We start from the raw sequence: 18690 nt of genomic DNA on the forward strand, positions 1-18690 counted from the left end.
CCTGATGTAAGGAAGCCCGATGCCTGATCCTGTTGCTGCCAGCTTGCGTCTAGCGCCCGAAGCGCTGACTCGCCCTTTCTCCGCTGAACAGTTCAGCTTCTCGACCACCAATGATTTGGAGCCCTTTCGCGGTGTGCTTGGCCAGGAACGTGCGGTTGAAGCATTGCAGTTCGGCGTGGCCATGCCACGTCCCGGTTACAACGTGTTTGTCATGGGCGAGCCCGGTACCGGGCGTTTCTCGTTCGTCAAACGTTACCTGAAAGCCGAAGGCAAGCGCCTGCAGACCCCGGCGGACTGGGTCTATGTGAATAATTTCGATGAGCCTCGCGAACCGCGCGCGCTGGAATTGCCAGGGGGCGCCGCGGCGGCGTTCATCGCCGATATCAACGGGTTGGTCGACAACCTGGTGGCGACCTTCCCGGCCGTCTTCGAGCACCCGACGTATCAACAGCGCAAAAGCGCCATCGACCGTGCCTTCAACCAGCGCTACGACAAGGCGTTGGACGTGATCGAGCGCTTGGCCCTGGAAAAAGACGTGGCGCTGTACCGTGACAGCTCCAACATTGCGTTTACCCCGATGCTCGACGGCAAGGCGCTGGACGAAGCGGAGTTCTCGCAACTGCCGGAAGTTGATCGCGAGCGCTTCCACACCGATATTTCCGAACTGGAAGAGCGCCTCAACGAAGAACTGGCCAGCCTGCCGCAGTGGAAGCGTGAGTCGAACAACCAGTTGCGCCAGTTCAACGAAGAAACCATCACCCTTGCTCTGCAGCCTTTGTTGGCGCCACTGTCGGAAAAGTATGCGGAAAATGCGGCAGTCTGCGGCTACCTGCAGGCCATGCAGGTGTACCTGCTGAAAACCGTGGTTGAGCAACTGGTGGACGACGCCAAGACCGACGCCCAGGCGCGCAAGCTGCTTGAAGAGCAATACTGCCCGAGCCTGGTGGTGGGCCATCCGGTCAACGGCGGCGCGCCGGTGGTGTTTGAGCCGCACCCGACCTACGACAACCTGTTTGGCCGTATCGAATACAGCACCGACCAGGGCGCGCTCTACACCACGTATCGCCAGTTGCGCCCGGGCGCCTTGCACCGTGCCAACGGCGGTTTCCTGATTCTCGAAGCCGAAAAAATGCTCAGCGAGCCGTTTGTGTGGGACGCCCTCAAGCGTTCCTTGCAGTCGCGCAAGCTGAAGATGGAGTCGCCGCTGGGCGAACTGGGGCGCCTGGCCACCGTGACCCTCAACCCGCAAATGATCCCCTTGCAGGTCAAGGTGATCATCATCGGCTCCCGTCAGTTGTACTACGCGTTGCAAGACGCTGATCCGGACTTCCAGGAAATGTTCCGGGTGCTGGTGGATTTCGACGAAGACATCCCGATGGTCGACGAAAGCCTGGAGCAGTTCGCCCAGTTGCTCAAAACCCGCACCTCGGAAGAGGGCATGGCGCCGCTGACGTCGGACGCGGTGGCACGCCTGGCGACTTACAGTGCGCGGCTGGCGGAGCATCAGGGGCGTTTGTCGGCGCGGATTGGCGACTTGTTCCAGTTGGTCAGCGAGGCGGATTTCATTCGCCACCTGGCGGGCGATGAAATGACCGATGCCGGGCATATCGAGCGTGCGCTGAAGGCCAAGGCCACGCGCACCGGGCGCGTGTCGGCGCGGATCCTCGACGACATGCTCGCCGGGGTGATCCTGATCGACACCGCTGGCGCTGCCGTGGGCAAGTGCAACGGGCTGACGGTGCTGGAGGTAGGCGACTCGGCGTTTGGTGTACCGGCGCGGATTTCCGCCACGGTGTACCCGGGCGGCAGCGGCATTGTCGACATCGAGCGTGAAGTTAACCTCGGCCAACCGATTCACTCCAAGGGGGTGATGATCCTCACCGGTTACCTGGGGAGTCGTTATGCCCAGGAATTCCCGCTGGCGATCTCGGCCAGTATTGCGCTGGAGCAGTCCTACGGTTATGTGGACGGCGACAGTGCATCCTTGGGCGAAGCGTGCACTTTGATTTCGGCCTTGTCGAAGACACCGCTCAAGCAGTGCTTTGCCATCACCGGCTCGATCAACCAGTTTGGTGAAGTGCAGGCGGTGGGCGGGGTCAACGAGAAGATCGAAGGCTTCTTCCGCCTGTGCGAAGCGCGCGGTTTGACGGGTGAGCAGGGGGCGATCATTCCTCAGGCTAACGTTGCCACGCTAATGCTCGATGAGAAGGTGCTGCAGGCCGTGCGCGCCGGGCAATTCCATATCTACGCGGTGCGCCAGGCGGATGAGGCACTGAGCCTGTTGGTCGGTGAGCCGGCGGGTGAGCCGGACGCGGAGGGGCAATTCCCGGAAGGCACCGTCAATGCCCGTGTGGTCGAGCGTTTGCGCGCGATTGCCGAGATGGTCAGCGAGGAAGACTTGAAGGAGGCGGAGAAGGAGTTGGCGCAGCAGGCGTTGGCCGAAGCGAAGCCGAGCTGATGGGTTAACCTGCCACAAAATTGACTCCTACCCCAGGGACCAACGCCCGTTGGTCCCTACAACCTTGGTTTGTCGCGTTTTTCTTCTATTCTCAGCTCTAGGGATATCCACAGGAGTCGCAGGATAGAGACAGCCTCGCCGTATGTTTGAGGCTGAATACCGATCTACCGAGGGGCGCCGCCATGTCGCGCAACCTTAGCCTCACCCGCCAATGCCTGGGCCTGGTCACCCGTATCGAATGCTCCATTCGCCCTCTTGCGGGGGATAACGGGATGTGGACGTTGTTGTTTGCCGCCGGAATGACGGGCGAACAGCCTTCCACCATCAAGTCCCAGGGCCCGTTCCATGGGCCCTTCGTGGCAGAAACCATTCTGGAGTCGATTGTGCAAAGCCTGACGTTGCACGGCTACGAGCTGGCAGACGACCCGCAGATCTGGTGCCTGCACCTGCAGGCCCATCTGCGACAGCTCAATGGCGGGCGGGTGCAGCCGGTCAGTGATACCCATCACTGAGCGGATTGCTCCCATGCCTTAATGCCAGTCAGTTAAGACGGGACACTATTACTGTGGCCAAAAGCTGTCTTTGCGGAGTATCGGGTACACCGCATTCTTTGGGGGCGCTACGCGCCCCAACGCGGGACAAGCCCGCTCGCCACAACAAGCCCGCTCGCCACAGGTTAGCGGTTGCTCGGTCTAGCGCTTAACTGACGGGTATTGGCCCATGCCCCACGGTAGGGGTTATTTGCTCTCGGGCTTATCCAGTTTGACCTCAAAACCGTATTGCACGATATCGAGGTTGGTGCGCTGGTAGCTTTCCAGGGTGGTCGGCTGGCCATAGAAATAATGCACGTCAAATAGCGCCGTGCCGTATTCCTGCGCGCGGTGGCTGACGCCGAGGATTTCCTTGAGGTAGTTGCCGCTGGCGTCCTTGGCATAGAAGCGCCAGCTGTCGGCGGGGAAGTCTTTTTGATCGACGACCAGTGCGTTGTCCTTGAGCGACAGGCCCTTGGGCAGCTTGGTCACGTCAATGGTGTTTTTCTCGATGGTGGCCAGAAACAGCGGCACCGAGCCCACCACAAAGGCGGGGTTCTCCGGGAACAGGTTGAGGTCGTAGGTGAGCGTGCCGCTGCCGGCATTGAGCTCGAAAGCCTCGGCCGGCAGCTCGATGGGCTCGCCGCGCTCGCCCTTGTCGTCCGCCGTGAAGAAAGTAATGGGCGCGTCGCTATTGTTGCGATCGGCGCCGGCCAGGTCGTCATTGAACGTGAACGGGTGGTCAAACACGATCTTCGCGGCGCTGGCATCTTCGCTCGACTGGCTGATCGTCACGCTTTTTTTCAGCTGCTCCTCCGTCATCGATGCGTCTTTTAGCCAACTGGCGGCGCTGTCGTCATACACGGTCACCGGCATCGGCAAGGCTTGCACGGTCTTCTGCAGGCTGTTCTTGTCGAAGCGCAGAACCGGCAGGTCGAGGTCCTTGCGGGTGAGGGTGGCCTTGGAAAAATCCAGTACATCGACCTGTAGGTTATCGATCAGACCATTGAAATAGACTTTGGCGTAATGGCTGCTTTGCTTGCGTTCGAAAGCGTTTTGCTCGTCTGTCAGTTGCTTTTCAAAGGCGTCCGACCACGCTTTCTGTTTCTGCATCTGGGCCAGTTGTTTCTCGTAAAACGCCACTTGCGCGGCATTTTCGTTGATCGAACCTGACCGGGTGAGAAATTGCCCGGTGCTATCGCGAGCCTGCACCAGCAAAGGGTTGGGCGACTCGTCGCCGACTTCCGGCGCCAGCGGCTCGCTATTGGTCAGCTCGATCTCGGCGTAGTTTTTCTCAAGCAGCAACAGGTTGAGGGTGATATTGCCTTCGGTGCGTTTGTGCCCCACGTCTTTTTTCGACAAGTCGAACGTCAGCACTTTGCCAGGCGCGACCACTTCTACGGTGCCCTTGAGGCTGATGGGTTGTGGCTGGCTCTTATTGTCGGTTTCGATACCCTCGATGAACGGGTAAGTCACCGTCAGGTCATCGGGGTTGGTCAGGTTGGAGCTGCTGGGGCTGAGTTGGATGCCAGGATCGGTTTCCGACCATTCCGGCTGGAAGGGGATGACTTTGTTGTTGCTCAAGGTTACCGACTGCCACTCCAGGCCGTGGGGGAACGGGAATTGGTCCGGGCTGTTGAAACTGAAGGGGAAGACGGGCTGTAAATCTGTCAGATAATCCGAGTGGGAGGCTTTGCGCAGGACGAACAGGCCACTGATGTAGGTGTCCACCAGGGCTTGGGGCGTGGGGTAATGCTTGAGCACGGCCAGGGTGTCTTCGCCGTATTCTGCTTCGATGGGCTTGGTGGCGAGCTTGACGCGCGCGCGTTCCAGTAACAGCAGCGAGCCGCCAAGGTCGGCGACGGCATCGCGTAGCTTGGGGTCCTGGATGCTGTCCAGGGACGCTTCGAACTGTGTGGTTTTCTCTTCGAGGGTGAGCTGCTTCTTCTGCTCTTCTTTGGGGGAGCAGCCGCTGGCCATCAGCAACGCCGCGCACAGGCCAAGAGTGGCCAAAGGGGATCGCACATCCATCATTTGAGTCTTCCTGTCCGACATCATCGAGCCGAGTTAATGGTCTCGACACTAGCAGAAAAACTCTCTTACAGATGCCACCTGGGTCAGTTTTCTCGCGGTTACAGGTGCCTGTTATCGGCTGATATACTCGCGGCCATTTTTAACCACGCTGTGTGAGATTCAATGGAACGTTTTATCGAAAATGCTATGTACGCCTCGCGCTGGCTGCTGGCGCCTATCTATTTCGGCTTGTCCCTGGGGTTGCTGGCGCTGGCGCTGAAATTCTTCCAGGAAGTGATTCACCTGCTGCCAAGCGTGTTCTCGATGGCCGAGTCCGAGCTGATCCTGGTGCTGCTGTCGTTGATCGACATGGCGCTGGTCGGCGGCTTGCTGGTGATGGTGATGATTTCCGGCTACGAGAACTTCGTCTCGCAGCTGGACATCGATGAAAGCAAGGAAAAGCTCAACTGGCTGGGCACCATGGACTCTTCCTCGCTGAAGATGAAAGTGGCGGCCTCCATCGTGGCGATTTCCTCCATCCACTTGTTGCGCATCTTCATGGACGCCAAGAACGTCGATCCGCAGCACTTGATGTGGTACGTCATCATCCACATGACCTTCGTGATCTCGGCGTTTGCCATGGGCTACCTGGACAAGCTCACCAAGCACTGATGCCCCGCACCGGCCTTACTGCTCGGCGAAGTAGTAAGGCTGGCGACCGATCGCCATCTCCTTGATCACCGTGACCTTCTCATTCAACCGGTCGGTGTGATCCATCAGCGCAACGTTGCCGGGTTTGGCGGTCAGGAATGCGCGCAGCTCGGGCTCGGTTTGCAGGATGGGCACGTAGGCTTGCATGTAAAACACCCCGGCGCCGGCAATGCGTTCGTTGGGCTGGAACATCGCCACTTCTCGACCTTCTGCTTGCAGGGCCTGGAGCTGACTGATCACCGGTACGAAGGACTCCCGAGCGTCGGCTTTGGGGGCGAACCAGAATGCAGCGCTCATGTAGCAGGCAATCAGCACCGTGAACACGCCGGCGATCACGCTGCGGCGGTGCTGGTACAGGCCGGGCTTGCGGTCTTTCAACCATTCCAGCAGCACACGTGCATATTCCGCCGCGAGCACGGCGGCGGCCGGGGTGAGGGCCATCAAGTACACGGTGCGCTTGCTGGAGGCCAGGGTCAGTAGGGTGAACTGCGCCACCAGCCACACGCTGAAGAACAAGTGGTAACGGTTACGCACCAGGCTTTTACGGAAGTGCCACAGGCCCAGGTACACCAGGATGTTCCAGGGCAGGAAGGCTTCGGGCAGCTTCGCGATGTAATAGTAGAAGGGCTCGTAATGCCCGGCCTCGACAAACGAGCCGCTGAAGCGCCCGACGCTGTTGGTCCACAACACCTCGCCCACGGCCTGCATCCCGCCGCGTTGGTACAGAAAACCCAGCCAGATCAGCAGCGGCACCAATGCCAGCAGCGTGAACAACGCCGGCTTGAACCAATCGCCGATACGCAGGCGCTTATCCATGACGCTGGTGCTGGCCAAGTAAACAAAGATCACGATACCCGGCATGGCCAGGCCCAGCACGCCTTTGCTCAAGGTCGCGATGACCATCCCCGCAGTAAACAACGCCCAGCCCCACGCGCTTGAGCCTTGGCGCTCGGACGCGGGTCGCATCGCCTGGTAGAACCCCAGCAAAGCCGCGGTAATGCCCAGGCTGAGCAGCGAATCCTCGCCCACACCTCGCACATTGCCCCAGTAGCTGGCCATAGTCGCCAGGATCAACGCCGCACAGAACGCCAGCGTCTTGGGCCGGCCAAACGTACGCAGCATCCCGTAGAACAACATCACGCTGATCAACCCGGCAACCGCCGACGCCAGACGCACGGCCCAGGTCGTCGCGCCAAACAGGCGAATCGCCCCGGCATCCAGCCACAGGCTCAGGGGCGGCTTTTCCAGGAAGGGCTCACGAAACAGACGCGGCACCACCCAGTCATTGTCCAGGTGCATGGCCATGGCAATCCCGGAAACCCGGGCTTCGGTAGAGCCTTGCAGTTCATGGCTGCCCAAGGCAAAGAAGAACAACAGAGCAGCGAGCAGGAGCAGCAGAGGAACGGGACGCGTCATGGAATCTGGCTACCGGAGACAAGAGACCGGTCGGGGGAGCGGTCAGGGGTAATCAGAGAGTATACGAAGGCGATTCTTAATATTTCGTGAATGACTGTGGGTTTTTTGTGAGGGGAGGGTTGAGGTGGGTTAATGGGGGGGGATGGCTAGAAACGGTAAAACCCGTAGTGGGTGGGTTTTGTTGATGGCCGGGGGAAGCTGAAAAGCTTTCTCATCTTATTAATTTATATAAAGAATAAGAATCTTAAAAAATTGAGGCGGAATATTTTGTAAGAAGTTTCCTCATTTTTGGTAGGCTTTTGCCATCGGCCGAGAGGAAATGGAATGCCCGCAGTCATCGTTGAAAACGACACATCGCAGTGGCAAGACGAAACCGGTGCTGTCTATCACTTCCCCAAGCGGTACCAAGCCTGGCTTGCTGAAGGAACCGAAGTGATCTATTACAAAGGGCGCATCAAGGACAAAACCTTTGCTTCTGTCCGCCTCAGCGCCGATCCGCATTATTTTGGTATGGCACGCATCGGCAAGGTCTACGCAGACCGGAGGAGTGATAAGGGGGACCTTTTTGCTTTGATCGAAAACTTCACTCCGTTTGAAGGCGCTATCCCCTCGAAAATTAACGGAGTGTACCTAGAGACGATCCCCGCTACTCGAGTGAACAACTATTGGCGTGACGGGGTTCGGTCCATTTCCCAACTGGATTACGATGCAATCCTAAGTCATGCGAAGCTCCTGTCTTCCCAGGCTGACCAGGTCGCACCAAATTCCGAAGGCGATCCATTGACCTTTGAATCGGCCAATGAAGGCAGCAAATTAAGTTACTTTGGAACCCGCTACGAGCGCCGGAAAGATCTGAGGGTGAAGGCCATTGCTATCCACGGCCTTGACTGCAAGGCATGTGGCTTTGATTTCGAACAGGCGTACGGCGAGCACGCGAAGGGGTTCATTCACGTTCACCATATAGTGCCGATTTCGGACTTTGGTGGTGAGAAAGCCGTGAATCCTGAGACTGACCTCGTTACGTTGTGCGCCAACTGTCACGCCGTGGTCCATCGCAAGCGGGATATGACGCTGAGCGTTGATGAGCTGAAAGGCATGTTGCGCGGGCGATGGGTAATCGAGCCTTAGTTTTCTACTGTGTTCAGCCTACGGTTTTTTGTGAGGCTGAACCCTGGGTAGTGACATCCTAACGGCGGGCCCATTAGCCGTTACTTTACCGGGCAAGTTGGCTCTCAAGGTATTACGCGGTCTCTTGATCAGTACAGTATAGGTAGCAGCCTTTTATCCCACTGGAAAATGGGACTGGCGGAGGGAGACTGATTTATTTTTCTCCATATTTACTGGACTTCAGTCACAGAAAAAGAGGGCCATAGACGTCTTTTTTCGTTCATTTGGTGGGCCGGGGTAATTTGAAACAGTAGTTTATCCTATTGATTATTATCGTTAATATTGGTTTTGTATTTTGATTGGAATACCAATTGGAATACCTCACGAAATAGCATTCCATTGACACCCGCTTGTATTCGATCTGGAAACCTTGCTTCGCATCCATGATAAGCAGTGATCTTGTTACAGTGGTCGGGGCAACAGGTAGCAATCGATCCTAGTCGGAAGAAGGCGATAGGCAGAAACCGGCCCAGAGTGTGTAAAAACGCTACGCCAAAATTGAAGTGCGCGCGTATACGTTAAATCTGAAATTTATCGACACGTCAGCAGATGTGGATTTTCGTAGAAGCGCGATTTGCAGTACATTTTTGAGTACCTGTCGCGCTGAAAAACGTTTTCACACAGTCTCGGCCAAAAGCAACCATTTGTTCAGGGCAGTTTTCCCCATTGCGGACACTGACTAACACTCAGGTTAAGGTGCCGGATTGAGTCCGTCCGAGCGAACGGACTCATACATTTTGTTAGGCATTCTCGATCACTCCGCCCTCTATTAGCTTTAAGCCCAAGCCAGCCAATACACAAGGGAGGAACGTACCCATTATCATGGTAGCAACGTTTTTGCCGAGAGTAGCAACATCGTTACTAGCCAGCTCACCCCTATGCACAACGGCGTTTCTGCTGCCTTGTAAGGCATTAATTTCTTCCCAGATTGTTTTGGTATGTCCTTCAATTTTAAATGAATTGAAGTCAATGCCGCCGTACTCTTTAAGGATCCGAGCCAGCAGGGGCTTGAATCTATCAAAGCCATTATGCTTAACCGCGAGGTCTGAAATTAGGTCAGCAACGGAATCATTATGGACGAGTCCATATATTACAGGCTTCAATAGTGTGAGTTTTAAACCAAGTTCAATTGCCGTGGTGAAGAGCACAAGCGCAGAGGATGGTGAACTGGCCAGAATGTCACGGGCTTCGCGAAAGGTTAACACAGCGTTTTTGGCTAAATCTCGATTGTTTACATAGTAAGAACGCAAACGATCAAATGTGAACTCATCGATTGCCTGCTCCGATATTTCATCAACCATTCCAGAGTACCACTCATCACGGGCGTCCTCATCTGGTGTGTTCATGCAGATTCCTAATTCGCCTAGTGTTTGATTATGAGGCGGAGTATAGCTCGTCTCGAGCGAAGCGAAATATTTGAAGAGCTAGTTAAGATTCTCATTCGAGGTGTAGCACTTCACCCAGAAATAGATAAGTATTAAGAAACAGTGCGCGCGCCTCTTCTGGAGTGACATCCTGATGTACTCCAGTCGATACCCGATCAAAAAGATTAGCAAGGTTTTGGCGAAATTTTTGCTTTCTGGATTTGCTTTCGCAACGATGATGAATATATGCATTGATTCTATTCTGATGCTTTCCCGCATCTAGCTTTAGGATATTTCCGCCAATATCTAGCACATCGTCAGTAGCTGGAAATATCGAATCGGCAAAAGATTCAATAATTCGTCTACAGGTTATAAGTGCGTGACTGATTGGCTCTTGCTCGCCATGGCTAAGTCGTTCCATGACAGAGGGTATCTGGTCAAGCACATCGTGGCATTTATCCGAAATCAAGCTATCGACGTCGCGTTGATACTGCTCAAATATCGACTCTGTCAGATTGTCGAAAAGTTTTTCATAGTAAACGTCTGTTATGAAAGAGTGTAATCTCGCGATGACTTTACTTCTGATACCGGTATAGCGAGATATACTGGCCGAGGCTTCATTCATTGCCCTAGTAGCAACTGATACTGCGTGATTATAGTCGCCTGCAGAATCTGGTATGCGCATAACGGATAGCTTGGACTTCTCTGCCTCAATCAAGGCATCTATTTGGGCGAAAGGTACCCAGTATCCTTTGTTTTCTTCTTTTTTTGTCCACCGACCTGTTATACCCATATATTTTAAGGAGATATCGTTAGATGACTTGTAGCCACCAAGCTCAAAGCCAAGCCATTCTTTAATCTCAGAGCTCCCAACAATCCTGGCTAACCTTGATGCTTTTAGAATCAGGCTTTCTCCGGAAGATCTACTTAGCTCCAGATCATCAAGGAGATCTTGAACTAGCTCTAGAGTGTGTTCGCTTTTGCTGGCTGACATTTGTTTTTCCGAAAGATATTTAGCATGTGGTTAAGGAGCGGGCTGTAGCACATCCCAGCGAGCGACGCGAGCGGTTTGAACTAGTTGTTAGCCGTTATCCGCAAGCCAGACCTCGAAGGTCTCCGCGGATTGTCCGGGTAGTAGCTTGGCGAATATTTCCTTATCGCCCAAATACAGGCAGTGTCTAATAACGGCATATGGGTTGAACTTTTCGTTTTGATTTGATTCTTCGAAAAATTCTTTGTATCTTTTTACTTTTGATATGTTTTCCCGAATGTAAAAGTTAAACTTGCCGCGACTTATATCCGGCTTAAGGGAAACAACTTCCTCCGTAAACTCATCAACTTTACGTGCTTCAAAGTCGAATTCGTTGAAAAAGTGATGTGCAATTTTCAAAAAGCTGAATGCATTTAGGGAGGAAGGCTTAAACCTTGGAGGTGCTTCCCCGGCTTCGATTTGATCAGACTCTCTAGTGATTTGCTCCTGAGGAATATCTTCTGCCTTTATACTTTCCTCCGTGGCGTTGCGAATTTCTCGGAACTCTCGGTCTGCTACTTCAAATAGAGCAGCCAAAGAATTAATTCTTCGCTTAAGGTTAATTGGTATAGATTTTTTGTACTTGATTTTGTGATCCAATACACTCCATGAATCTTGAATTATCGTGCGAACCTGAACCTCAAACCCTAGATCAACGAACTGTGAATATTCAGGTAGCTCTTTTCGTTTTTCGTTTAATTTTAGGTCCAGGTGTAAGCCTTTGTAACCAAATGAGTTTTCAGTATTCTCAATTTGCGCAATTTTATCTGTAATGTCTATAACTTCGAAGTGAACACTCAGAAGGTCTTTAATTTTTTCTATATCATCTTCGTATAGGCAAACTACGCGCACACCGATTAAATCTGTAATGTGGTCTAATATTCGATATTCTTGAGCGTTAGCTTCCAGGCTGGCTTTGTATTTTTCACTAAATTTTTTAATACATTCATCTCTGTCCTTTACACGGCCTTCTATCTTTGATAGGGCTATGTCGCTGGAGGCTCTGATTAGAGAGTTAACCAAGGTTATAAAGGAGCTTTTTGCCCCATCCAGAAGTCCGTGATTTCCATTGTAATAGTCACGAAAACTTTGCTTTTCAACCTCAAAATCTAGAGATGGCATTTGTTCTCCTTGGCATGCTAACTATAAGTAGGCGACACACATTGTGTAATGTCTCCGCCGGTTGAGCCTGATAACTATCCGTGTCTTGGTGCGTGAATTCGTCAAGAACTCCAAATCGAGTTAAATATTTACTTGAGGGTACTAGCCGCATACGTGATACAGGCTATCCATTCGCGATGAGTGTCGGGAAAGTAAACTTTTCCCGAAGCCCTAGTGATCGCCGTATAAAGCAGCGCTAGTTTTTTGGAAAGCAACCTTTTGCCCTGTAGATCAGGAGAATAATAGAGGTCCTCCGAAATCGCCATTCGCGAAAATTCGAAGTTTTTAACTGTGAAAACTGTCGCCAGCAATGGGCGCGCAGGAGTTTTGTTCGAAAGTTCATCGATGCCAGCGCGCGTGTAAATCCCTGATACGCCGAAATTAACACCAACGGTACCAAGCCATTTTTCAACTCTGAGGAATGCATCATTCCATTTCATGTCTTCATGAAGTTGATCCCACGTTCGATAGCGGGCGATGGCACCATGCCTCGGTTTCTCGTTGCGCATAAATAAATTCAGGCAGTCGTCTAAGAAAAGCTCAAACTTTTCATCCCAATCTATTACTGCTGCGCCTTGAGCCATTTCACGGCTGCGCACGAGCCAGTCGAACACCCCCCACTCATCCGCTACCAAGATAACCGTCGATTCCGGAGGGAACGAGTTGGCGGGATATTCCTCAACAACCATCTCCTTGGCCCTATCAGCCAAGAAAGGTTGGGCAGAAACACCAGGAAATATCTCTAGGAGCGGATTGATGTATCCCACGAGCGCAGGCCCTGCACGCAGCGAAGTCGCCATCTCTCGATGTCGAATCATTGCATGATGCTGCACATATTGACCTTCAAGGTTTTGATACTGGTCGCCCAGAGAAATTACTGTTTGCGGTGACCTGTCGAGAAGCTCGACCATTGGCGCCGTAAGATCATGGCCCTCGTCTACCAGTACGGTGTCAATGTTTTCGGGCACGTAAAGCCCAACTAAAGACATTTGTTTGATCCGGTGGTAACCACGGACCGGAAGAGAGGGAGCTTCTAGATCTAACTGAGTCATTTTGTACCAAAGTTTGGCGGCCGCTGCTGCTACAACTTCCTGATCAATCGGGCGTAGCCATCGAATTTGGTCCCGAGGAATGTGGTGGGAAGTAATGGTCAGATCTTTAGACATGCAAAACTTGAAAATCACCGACCAGCACAGCGCCGCTACTTGTGTAGAACTTCGGTTGCCAATAGGGCTAAAGCCTACCTGTTCAGAAAGTTCCGAGTAAGACAGAGGCAGTCTAGACTCACCGACCATCTTGTTTTGGAGAGCTTTGTTGCCCTTCGATAACAGTAGCTCTGCCAAACTTTTGAATGTGGAAGTTTGCACTTTTTCTCGTGGGAAGCGTGCCCGAATTGCCCTGAGTTTTGGCTCGGCGTCTGCTAGAAAAATGAATCTGCGATCAGGCATCAAAGCCATGACTTCGTCCAAAACAAAAGTCTTGCCGGTGCCTGCATGCGCTTGTGCTTCGATCGAGTCTTCTTGGTTTGCCCGAATGTTGTGGATCAATCGAAGTTGATGATCGCTCAACTTTGTAATCAGACCACTAGGGCGGGTATGTTCATACCTAATGGCTCCATACACAGCTTTATAACGGTTGGCAAAATCGAAGTCCCAACTACCTTCTGGTCGAATGAAGGGATGCTTAATGACCGTTTCTTTATCAACCAATCCAATGCCTAAATCGGCGGCTTGCGCCAGGCCTGCGATGAAGGTTGTGTGATCGTAAGCTTCAGCCAAAGCGGACCTCAACTGCTCACTTGGGAGGCCTAGGAAAGCCGCAAATTTCCGCTCCATCTCGATGGGAGATCGCATTGGTGGTTTGAGAGGTTTGGACAGCTGCAACACGTAGAGGATCGCCGCTACTTCGTACCTTGTCAGACTTGTCACAGCAGGGGTGGCTCCGCGAACTAGCGTGGAACTCAACGTTTCACTGAGAGGTATAAACCAGTTTGGTATCGTCATTAGCGCTGCATGCGTCCTTGGCTGTTTTCACTGCTAGCATGCCATGCTTAAGCCATCATTGTGAGCGAAGTTTACTGATGTCCCTTTCGGGAAGTACTGTCTTAACAGCCCATTGGTGTTCTCATTCGAAAAGGGATTGGCATGGCCAAGCTCATCAAACTATCGGATACATCCTGGCAACAGCCATTCCGCGACCGTAAAAAGGAACACATTCTTTGGGGCTCCCACACCGAGGTTCGTGAAAACTGCAATTTCGTAGACGGCACACGCCGCCTCCTACAAATCTCATTCGAGCCACGATTCGAACTGGATATCGTCGATTACTTTCAGATCACTAGCGGACGCGAGATCAAGTTCCCGAAAGCGCTCGTTGATATGATCAGCCCCATCGTGCTGGAAAATTCCGAATCCAGCTTCATCGTTACCGTGCTCGATGCCGTTGAACATGAAGATGGCCAGGTCGGGAGTACAAAAGATTTGGCTAACCTGATTACCGCTCGGGCAACGACAATCATGGCCCGCGTCGGCCAGCAGAAGTTCAGGAAGCAATTGATGGGGTTTTGGGGTGATGCTTGCGCACTCTCCGGAGTAAAGGAGCCCAAGCTGCTGGTCGCATCGCACATTGTTCCCTGGAGCCAGTCAGAAGCAGATTCCAAGCTCGATCCATTTAACGGCTTGCTACTGGCGCCACACTACGATCGCCTGTTTGACCAAGGTCTGATCTCATTCAAAGATGATGGCTCTATTCTGCTGTCCAGCATTGCCGAAAAGCTGCCTCCAGAGTTTGGTCTGTCGAAATCCATGAAGCTACGCAAGCTCAATCCAAAGCATTTGCCCTACCTTGCTGCCCATAGGGATACGTTCGGCTTCGCGTAGTTCACACCCACCAATATCAAAGCTGCCGGGAAGTAGGTCGCACACAACGGCATGGGCTGAACCGTACCAGATTTAATCGACGCTCATGAAAGGCCGAAACTGACCGATTACGCGCTCTCTTGAAAGGCGGCTTACTATCCAAAGCTCGCCGTAAGGGCTAACGAATTGCTACCACGATTAAGTGAACCCTATACGCTCACGGCGTGGTTCATTACGCGAAAACAGAACACAAACGAGGAGTACAACAGTGAGCAATGGCAACCGCCCGCCGGTATGGCAGATGGTTCGGGAAGCGGCGCAGCAGATGAACGGGGAATGCACATACCCTGCGATTAAAGCAAAGGTAAGGTCGATGTATGGTCATGACGTCAACGACAGTTCGATGACATGCAGCATCATCTCGGGGGCGGTGAATCACCCATCACGTATTCACTACAACGAGAACAAGAAACCACGGCTCACCGACACGGCCTACGATTACCTGTATAGCACTGGGCGCGGCCGGGTCGTTTGGTACCAACCAGAGAAGCACGGCGTGTGGGAGATCGCACAATCTGGCGATGGCGCACTGATCGTCCGCCTCGCTGACGGGGTGGGTGAGAATCCGCTGCCGATCGTCGAAGCTGTTGAGGCATCCGATGAGGCGTACAGCATGTTCGCTCTGGAGGCACACCTGCGCGATTACCTCGCTAAAAAACTTCCCAGGTTACCTGGCCACGATGCGCCGCTCACGCTATACCGCACGGACGATCGCGACGGCGTGGAGTTCCAAACTGACGTCGGCCCGATCGACATCCTGGCGACGGGAAACGGCGACTTCTACGTCCTCGAACTGAAAGTAGGCCGTGGGCCGGACGCGGCAATGGGACAAATCCTTCGTTACATGGGCTGGGTGAAAGAGCACCTCGCGGGCGAGAGGAGCGTGTATGGCGTCATCGTCGCTTCTGACATCGGCCAAAAACTACGGTACGCGGCATCACAGGTGCCAAACGTACGCCTGATGGAATATGACCTTGCTGTGTCGCTTCGATCGGTGGCCCTGCATAGTTGACCGGACGCCACCCCTCCTAGCAAGGCCGTGACCAGCCGACATCTTCCCGTGAATAGAGCGTTGACCCGGCAGAGTCACGGTCTCTTTTTGGCCGATTCTGTTGAAAAAGTCCGGCCTGGCTTCCATGGCTGAAAAGTATGCGTCTGAGATTGAAATCCTTACCTTCAGCAGAGGCTGCGGGACTCGGATTTCACGTAGCAGCGTGAAAAAATGGGAGTTTCACCCATCAGTATTCGAGCAGTTTGGGCAAACCGACTTTTTCAACAGAATCGGCCGGTTGCAGTCCTTCAGTGCTTGGCTGGCGCACTCGCGGCTGAGTGGCATCCGCTGACATCCATCAACTGCAAACGGCTGGTCAGCGCGAATGCGAATGACTGGTCAGTGGCAATGCAATTAGGTGGTCAAGTGAGATGCCATAACGCAGAGCCCATGCGAGTGGGAATGCGGAGCCTTCCCGCCCGCATGGACTTAGTCAAAAGGCCCCAAGAACAAGGCTTGCAGTGGCGACAGTCGCCACTTTTGTCGCCATGCTGCAGGCCAGGTATTACGCGGGTTGTCGCCGCTGTCGCCAAATCAACCAACACTCCATCTGGGGAGTCATTCTCGGTTCCTGGCGGCGTCCGGTGAGCGCTCACCGTATTGGCACGACGTTGTGGTCCCTGGTTTGATTGATCGCAGATGCCGACAGGTTGCCGGTGGCCGCTTTCTGAATGTGCTCACTCCACCAAGCCATCATCGGTCTCCGGCGTTCGATGTAGTCCGCTCGGTTGTAAGCGCTTCGGACTTCGTCCTTGTCGACATGCGCCAGCGCGACTTCGATCAGCTCCGGATCCCACCCATGCTCGTCAGGATGGTGCTGGCCATGGAGCGCATGCCGTGGCTGACCAAGCGGTCCTGGAAGCCCATGCGTTTCAACGCCATGTTGGCGGTCTGGCTGTTGGCGTGGGTGCGCGGATTTCTATCTGCCGGGAACACGTATTCCCTGTGGCCGCTGTGGGGCTTGAGCGTCTCCAGTAACGCGAGTACTTGTTCGGTCAGCGGGATGGTGTGCGGACGACGCTTCTTCATGCGCTCTGGTGGGATGGTCCAGATGCGTTTGTCGAAGTCGATGTCTGCCCATCGGGTGGTGGCCGCTTCGGCAGGACGGGTCATGGTGTGCAGTTGCCATTCGATCAGGCAGCGGGTGATCCGCTTGATGCTGGCGTTCGCGATTTCGATCATGAGCTCGGACAGCTCATCTGGTCGTAGCGCGGCCATGTTTTCTTTTTTTTGCTTCTTGAATACCGCCCGAATGCCACTGAGGGGGTTAGCGAAAATCAGCCCGGAGTTGACCCCGTAGGTCATGATCTCATTGAGCCGTTGGCTCAGTCGCTTCACTGTCTCGAGACTGCCTTTAGCTTCTATTGGGCGAAGCAGTTCGATGACCATCGGTGCGGTAATTTTCGAGAGCGGCGTTGTTTTCAGGTCTGGAAATACATGCAGTGTGAGCGACCGCCAGATGTCTTCGGCGTACGCCGGCGTGACGGAGTCCTTCTTCAGCTCGAACCAGGCGGTGGCCACGTTCTCGAACGTATGTTCCGTCTCCGCTCGTTTGGCTTCGTCCTGTGCATTGCGTTGCACCTTGGGATCAATGCCTTGTGCAAGCAGCTCGCGCGCTTCCACCACTTTTTTCCTGGCGTTCGCTAGTGAGAGCTCTGGGTACGTGCCCAGCCCCATATTGATACGATTTTTGGTTACCGGCTCGCGGTAGTTGAAGTTCCACAGCATCGAGCCGTTGCTCCTGACTCGGAGCTGGAGGCCGTCACCATCGCTGAGGACGTAATCCTTGTCTTTTGCCTTGACTGCCTTGAGCTGGCGGTCGGAAAGGCGGAGGGCTGGAGCAGGCATGAGAGCTTCCCCTGACACCGTTTTGGTATTCCAAAAAATAGCACCGGATGGCTTGGAATACCATTTGGAATACCCAAACGGCTGGAACTCAAAAAACTCTCCAGCGCCAAGTAGCGCTTAAACCCTTGATTTCACTGGATTTCAGGCACAAAAAAGACGTCCGTGGACGTCTTTAGATGATCAAATGGTGGAGCCGGGGGGATTTGAACCCCCGTCCGCCAGTACTCCGCTGTCGGTACTACATGCGTAGCCGTTTCTATTAAGTTAACCCTCAGCGACCCGAAGGGCAGGGTGCTTTGGGCGAGTTGTGTAAGTTTTAGCCGCTTCGTCCACAACGTACTGCACGGCGATTCTGTTCTATATGACAATCACTTTGGGTTTACAGACATCCCCTGGTGATTGCTGGACCCGAAGGTACCAGAAGCTCAGGGCTAAGGCTGCTTACGCAGCGAGAGCGAATTCCTGGCCGTAGTTTTCGTCATTGGCAACTATAAGAAGTTGCAACAGTGGATTTACGAGTTCTGTTACCAACTCGGCATGCACCTAAAGTTTCGCAACCGGCGTCGAATCCTAAACGGCCCCGTGCTTGTAACTCGTTGTTTCATAGTGAGTGACAAGCCTGTGCAGTGTACGCCAAACCGTCACGGAAGGCCAACCCGAAGGTTGGCCTTGTGCGCCAGCGTGGTTACTGGTTGCCACCTTTTTCGCTGTCTTGCAGGTCTTGCAGGGCTTTGGAGGTGATCTCGATACACTTTTTGTCATCACCTGCCGCGTGAGCGGCTTTGGCTTGGGAGACTGCGGTGTCTATCTCGCCGCTTTTGCCACTGGTGTCGGTGGCGAGCAGCGCTTTGCCGTTATTGATCTTATCCAGGTTGATTTTGCACAGGTCAGGCTCACCGGCAGCAAAAACAGGGGTGGCCATCATCGCAGCAGTAATGAACAGACCAGCAAGAGCGGAACGCTTCATAGGGTATCTCCTTGCGAAAAAGGGCTCGACGCTGCTGGCGCTCCAGAGCGGCCAGC

Annotated in this window: 13 protein-coding genes, 1 other RNA gene and 1 pseudogene; 6 read left to right on the top strand and 9 right to left on the bottom strand. The window is 53.7% G+C overall.

Annotation, left to right across the window (positions count from 1 at the left end; translation table 11 throughout):
• Positions 1 to 19 precede the first annotated feature (19 nt).
• Entirely contained in the window at positions 20 to 2458 is a 2439-nt protein-coding gene (locus M5B43_RS14750; protein ID WP_248750803.1) for an ATP-binding protein, read from the top strand.
• Positions 2459 to 2640: 182 nt separating this feature from the next.
• Complete coding sequence (locus tag M5B43_RS14755) at positions 2641 to 2970, top strand: hypothetical protein (RefSeq protein ID WP_248750804.1); 330 nt, start codon at positions 2641 to 2643, stop codon at positions 2968 to 2970.
• Between the two features lie 225 nt (positions 2971 to 3195).
• Here M5B43_RS14755 and M5B43_RS14760 read toward each other — a convergent pair whose 3' ends face one another.
• Positions 3196 to 5022 carry a hypothetical protein gene (locus M5B43_RS14760; protein ID WP_248750805.1) on the bottom strand — a complete coding sequence of 609 codons (1827 nt, stop codon included), beginning with the start codon at positions 5020 to 5022 and terminating at the stop codon, positions 3196 to 3198.
• A 162-nt stretch (positions 5023 to 5184) separates the two neighbouring features.
• On the opposite strand from M5B43_RS14760, the gene M5B43_RS14765 reads away from it, so the two are divergent.
• Positions 5185 to 5673, top strand: coding sequence for a TIGR00645 family protein (locus tag M5B43_RS14765; protein ID WP_071485524.1), 489 nt, complete (start codon positions 5185 to 5187; stop codon positions 5671 to 5673).
• Between the two features lie 15 nt (positions 5674 to 5688).
• On the opposite strand, the gene M5B43_RS14770 is transcribed toward M5B43_RS14765, so the two are convergent.
• Entirely contained in the window at positions 5689 to 7128 is a 1440-nt protein-coding gene (locus tag M5B43_RS14770) for a phospholipid carrier-dependent glycosyltransferase (RefSeq protein ID WP_248750806.1), read from the bottom strand.
• Positions 7129 to 7452: 324 nt separating this feature from the next.
• On the opposite strand from M5B43_RS14770, the gene M5B43_RS14775 reads away from it, so the two are divergent.
• Positions 7453 to 8256, top strand: coding sequence for an HNH endonuclease (locus tag M5B43_RS14775; RefSeq protein ID WP_248750807.1), 804 nt, complete (start codon positions 7453 to 7455; stop codon positions 8254 to 8256).
• A 779-nt stretch (positions 8257 to 9035) separates the two neighbouring features.
• Here the strand turns inward: M5B43_RS14775 and M5B43_RS14780 are convergent.
• The 4 genes from M5B43_RS14780 to M5B43_RS14795 form a co-directional block, all read right to left on the bottom strand.
• The gene (locus M5B43_RS14780) at positions 9036 to 9641 is read right to left on the bottom strand and encodes a hypothetical protein (RefSeq protein ID WP_248750808.1); all 606 of its coding nucleotides are present in this window, start codon (positions 9639 to 9641) and stop codon (positions 9036 to 9038) included.
• Between the two features lie 91 nt (positions 9642 to 9732).
• The gene (locus M5B43_RS14785) at positions 9733 to 10653 is read right to left on the bottom strand and encodes a hypothetical protein (RefSeq protein WP_248750809.1); all 921 of its coding nucleotides are present in this window, start codon (positions 10651 to 10653) and stop codon (positions 9733 to 9735) included.
• Positions 10654 to 10740: 87 nt separating this feature from the next.
• Entirely contained in the window at positions 10741 to 11811 is a 1071-nt protein-coding gene (locus M5B43_RS14790) for a RelA/SpoT domain-containing protein (protein WP_248750810.1), read from the bottom strand.
• A gap of 128 nt (positions 11812 to 11939) precedes the next feature.
• Complete coding sequence (locus M5B43_RS14795; RefSeq protein ID WP_248750811.1) at positions 11940 to 13628, bottom strand: hypothetical protein; 1689 nt, start codon at positions 13626 to 13628, stop codon at positions 11940 to 11942.
• Between the two features lie 366 nt (positions 13629 to 13994).
• Here M5B43_RS14795 and M5B43_RS14800 point away from each other — a divergent pair, with 366 nt between their 5' ends.
• Both M5B43_RS14800 and M5B43_RS27350 read left to right on the top strand, forming a co-directional pair.
• Entirely contained in the window at positions 13995 to 14729 is a 735-nt protein-coding gene (locus M5B43_RS14800) for an HNH endonuclease (protein ID WP_192346364.1), read from the top strand.
• Positions 14730 to 14976: 247 nt separating this feature from the next.
• Positions 14977 to 15780, top strand: a complete 804-nt coding sequence (locus M5B43_RS27350) for an endonuclease NucS domain-containing protein (RefSeq protein ID WP_122559349.1) — start codon at positions 14977 to 14979, stop codon at positions 15778 to 15780.
• A 631-nt stretch (positions 15781 to 16411) separates the two neighbouring features.
• Here M5B43_RS27350 and M5B43_RS14810 read toward each other — a convergent pair.
• From M5B43_RS14810 to M5B43_RS14820, 3 genes and pseudogenes are all read right to left on the bottom strand, one after another.
• A pseudogene (locus M5B43_RS14810) lies at positions 16412 to 17667 on the bottom strand (integrase domain-containing protein).
• Positions 17668 to 17852: 185 nt separating this feature from the next.
• Positions 17853 to 18249: a transfer-messenger RNA gene (gene ssrA, locus M5B43_RS14815) on the bottom strand.
• Between the two features lie 103 nt (positions 18250 to 18352).
• Complete coding sequence (locus tag M5B43_RS14820) at positions 18353 to 18634, bottom strand: hypothetical protein (RefSeq protein WP_248750812.1); 282 nt, start codon at positions 18632 to 18634, stop codon at positions 18353 to 18355.
• Between the last annotated feature and the right edge of the window lie 56 nt (positions 18635 to 18690).

Source organism: Pseudomonas sp. MWU15-20650 (genome assembly GCF_023242475.1).
Classification (GTDB): domain Bacteria; phylum Pseudomonadota; class Gammaproteobacteria; order Pseudomonadales; family Pseudomonadaceae; genus Aquipseudomonas.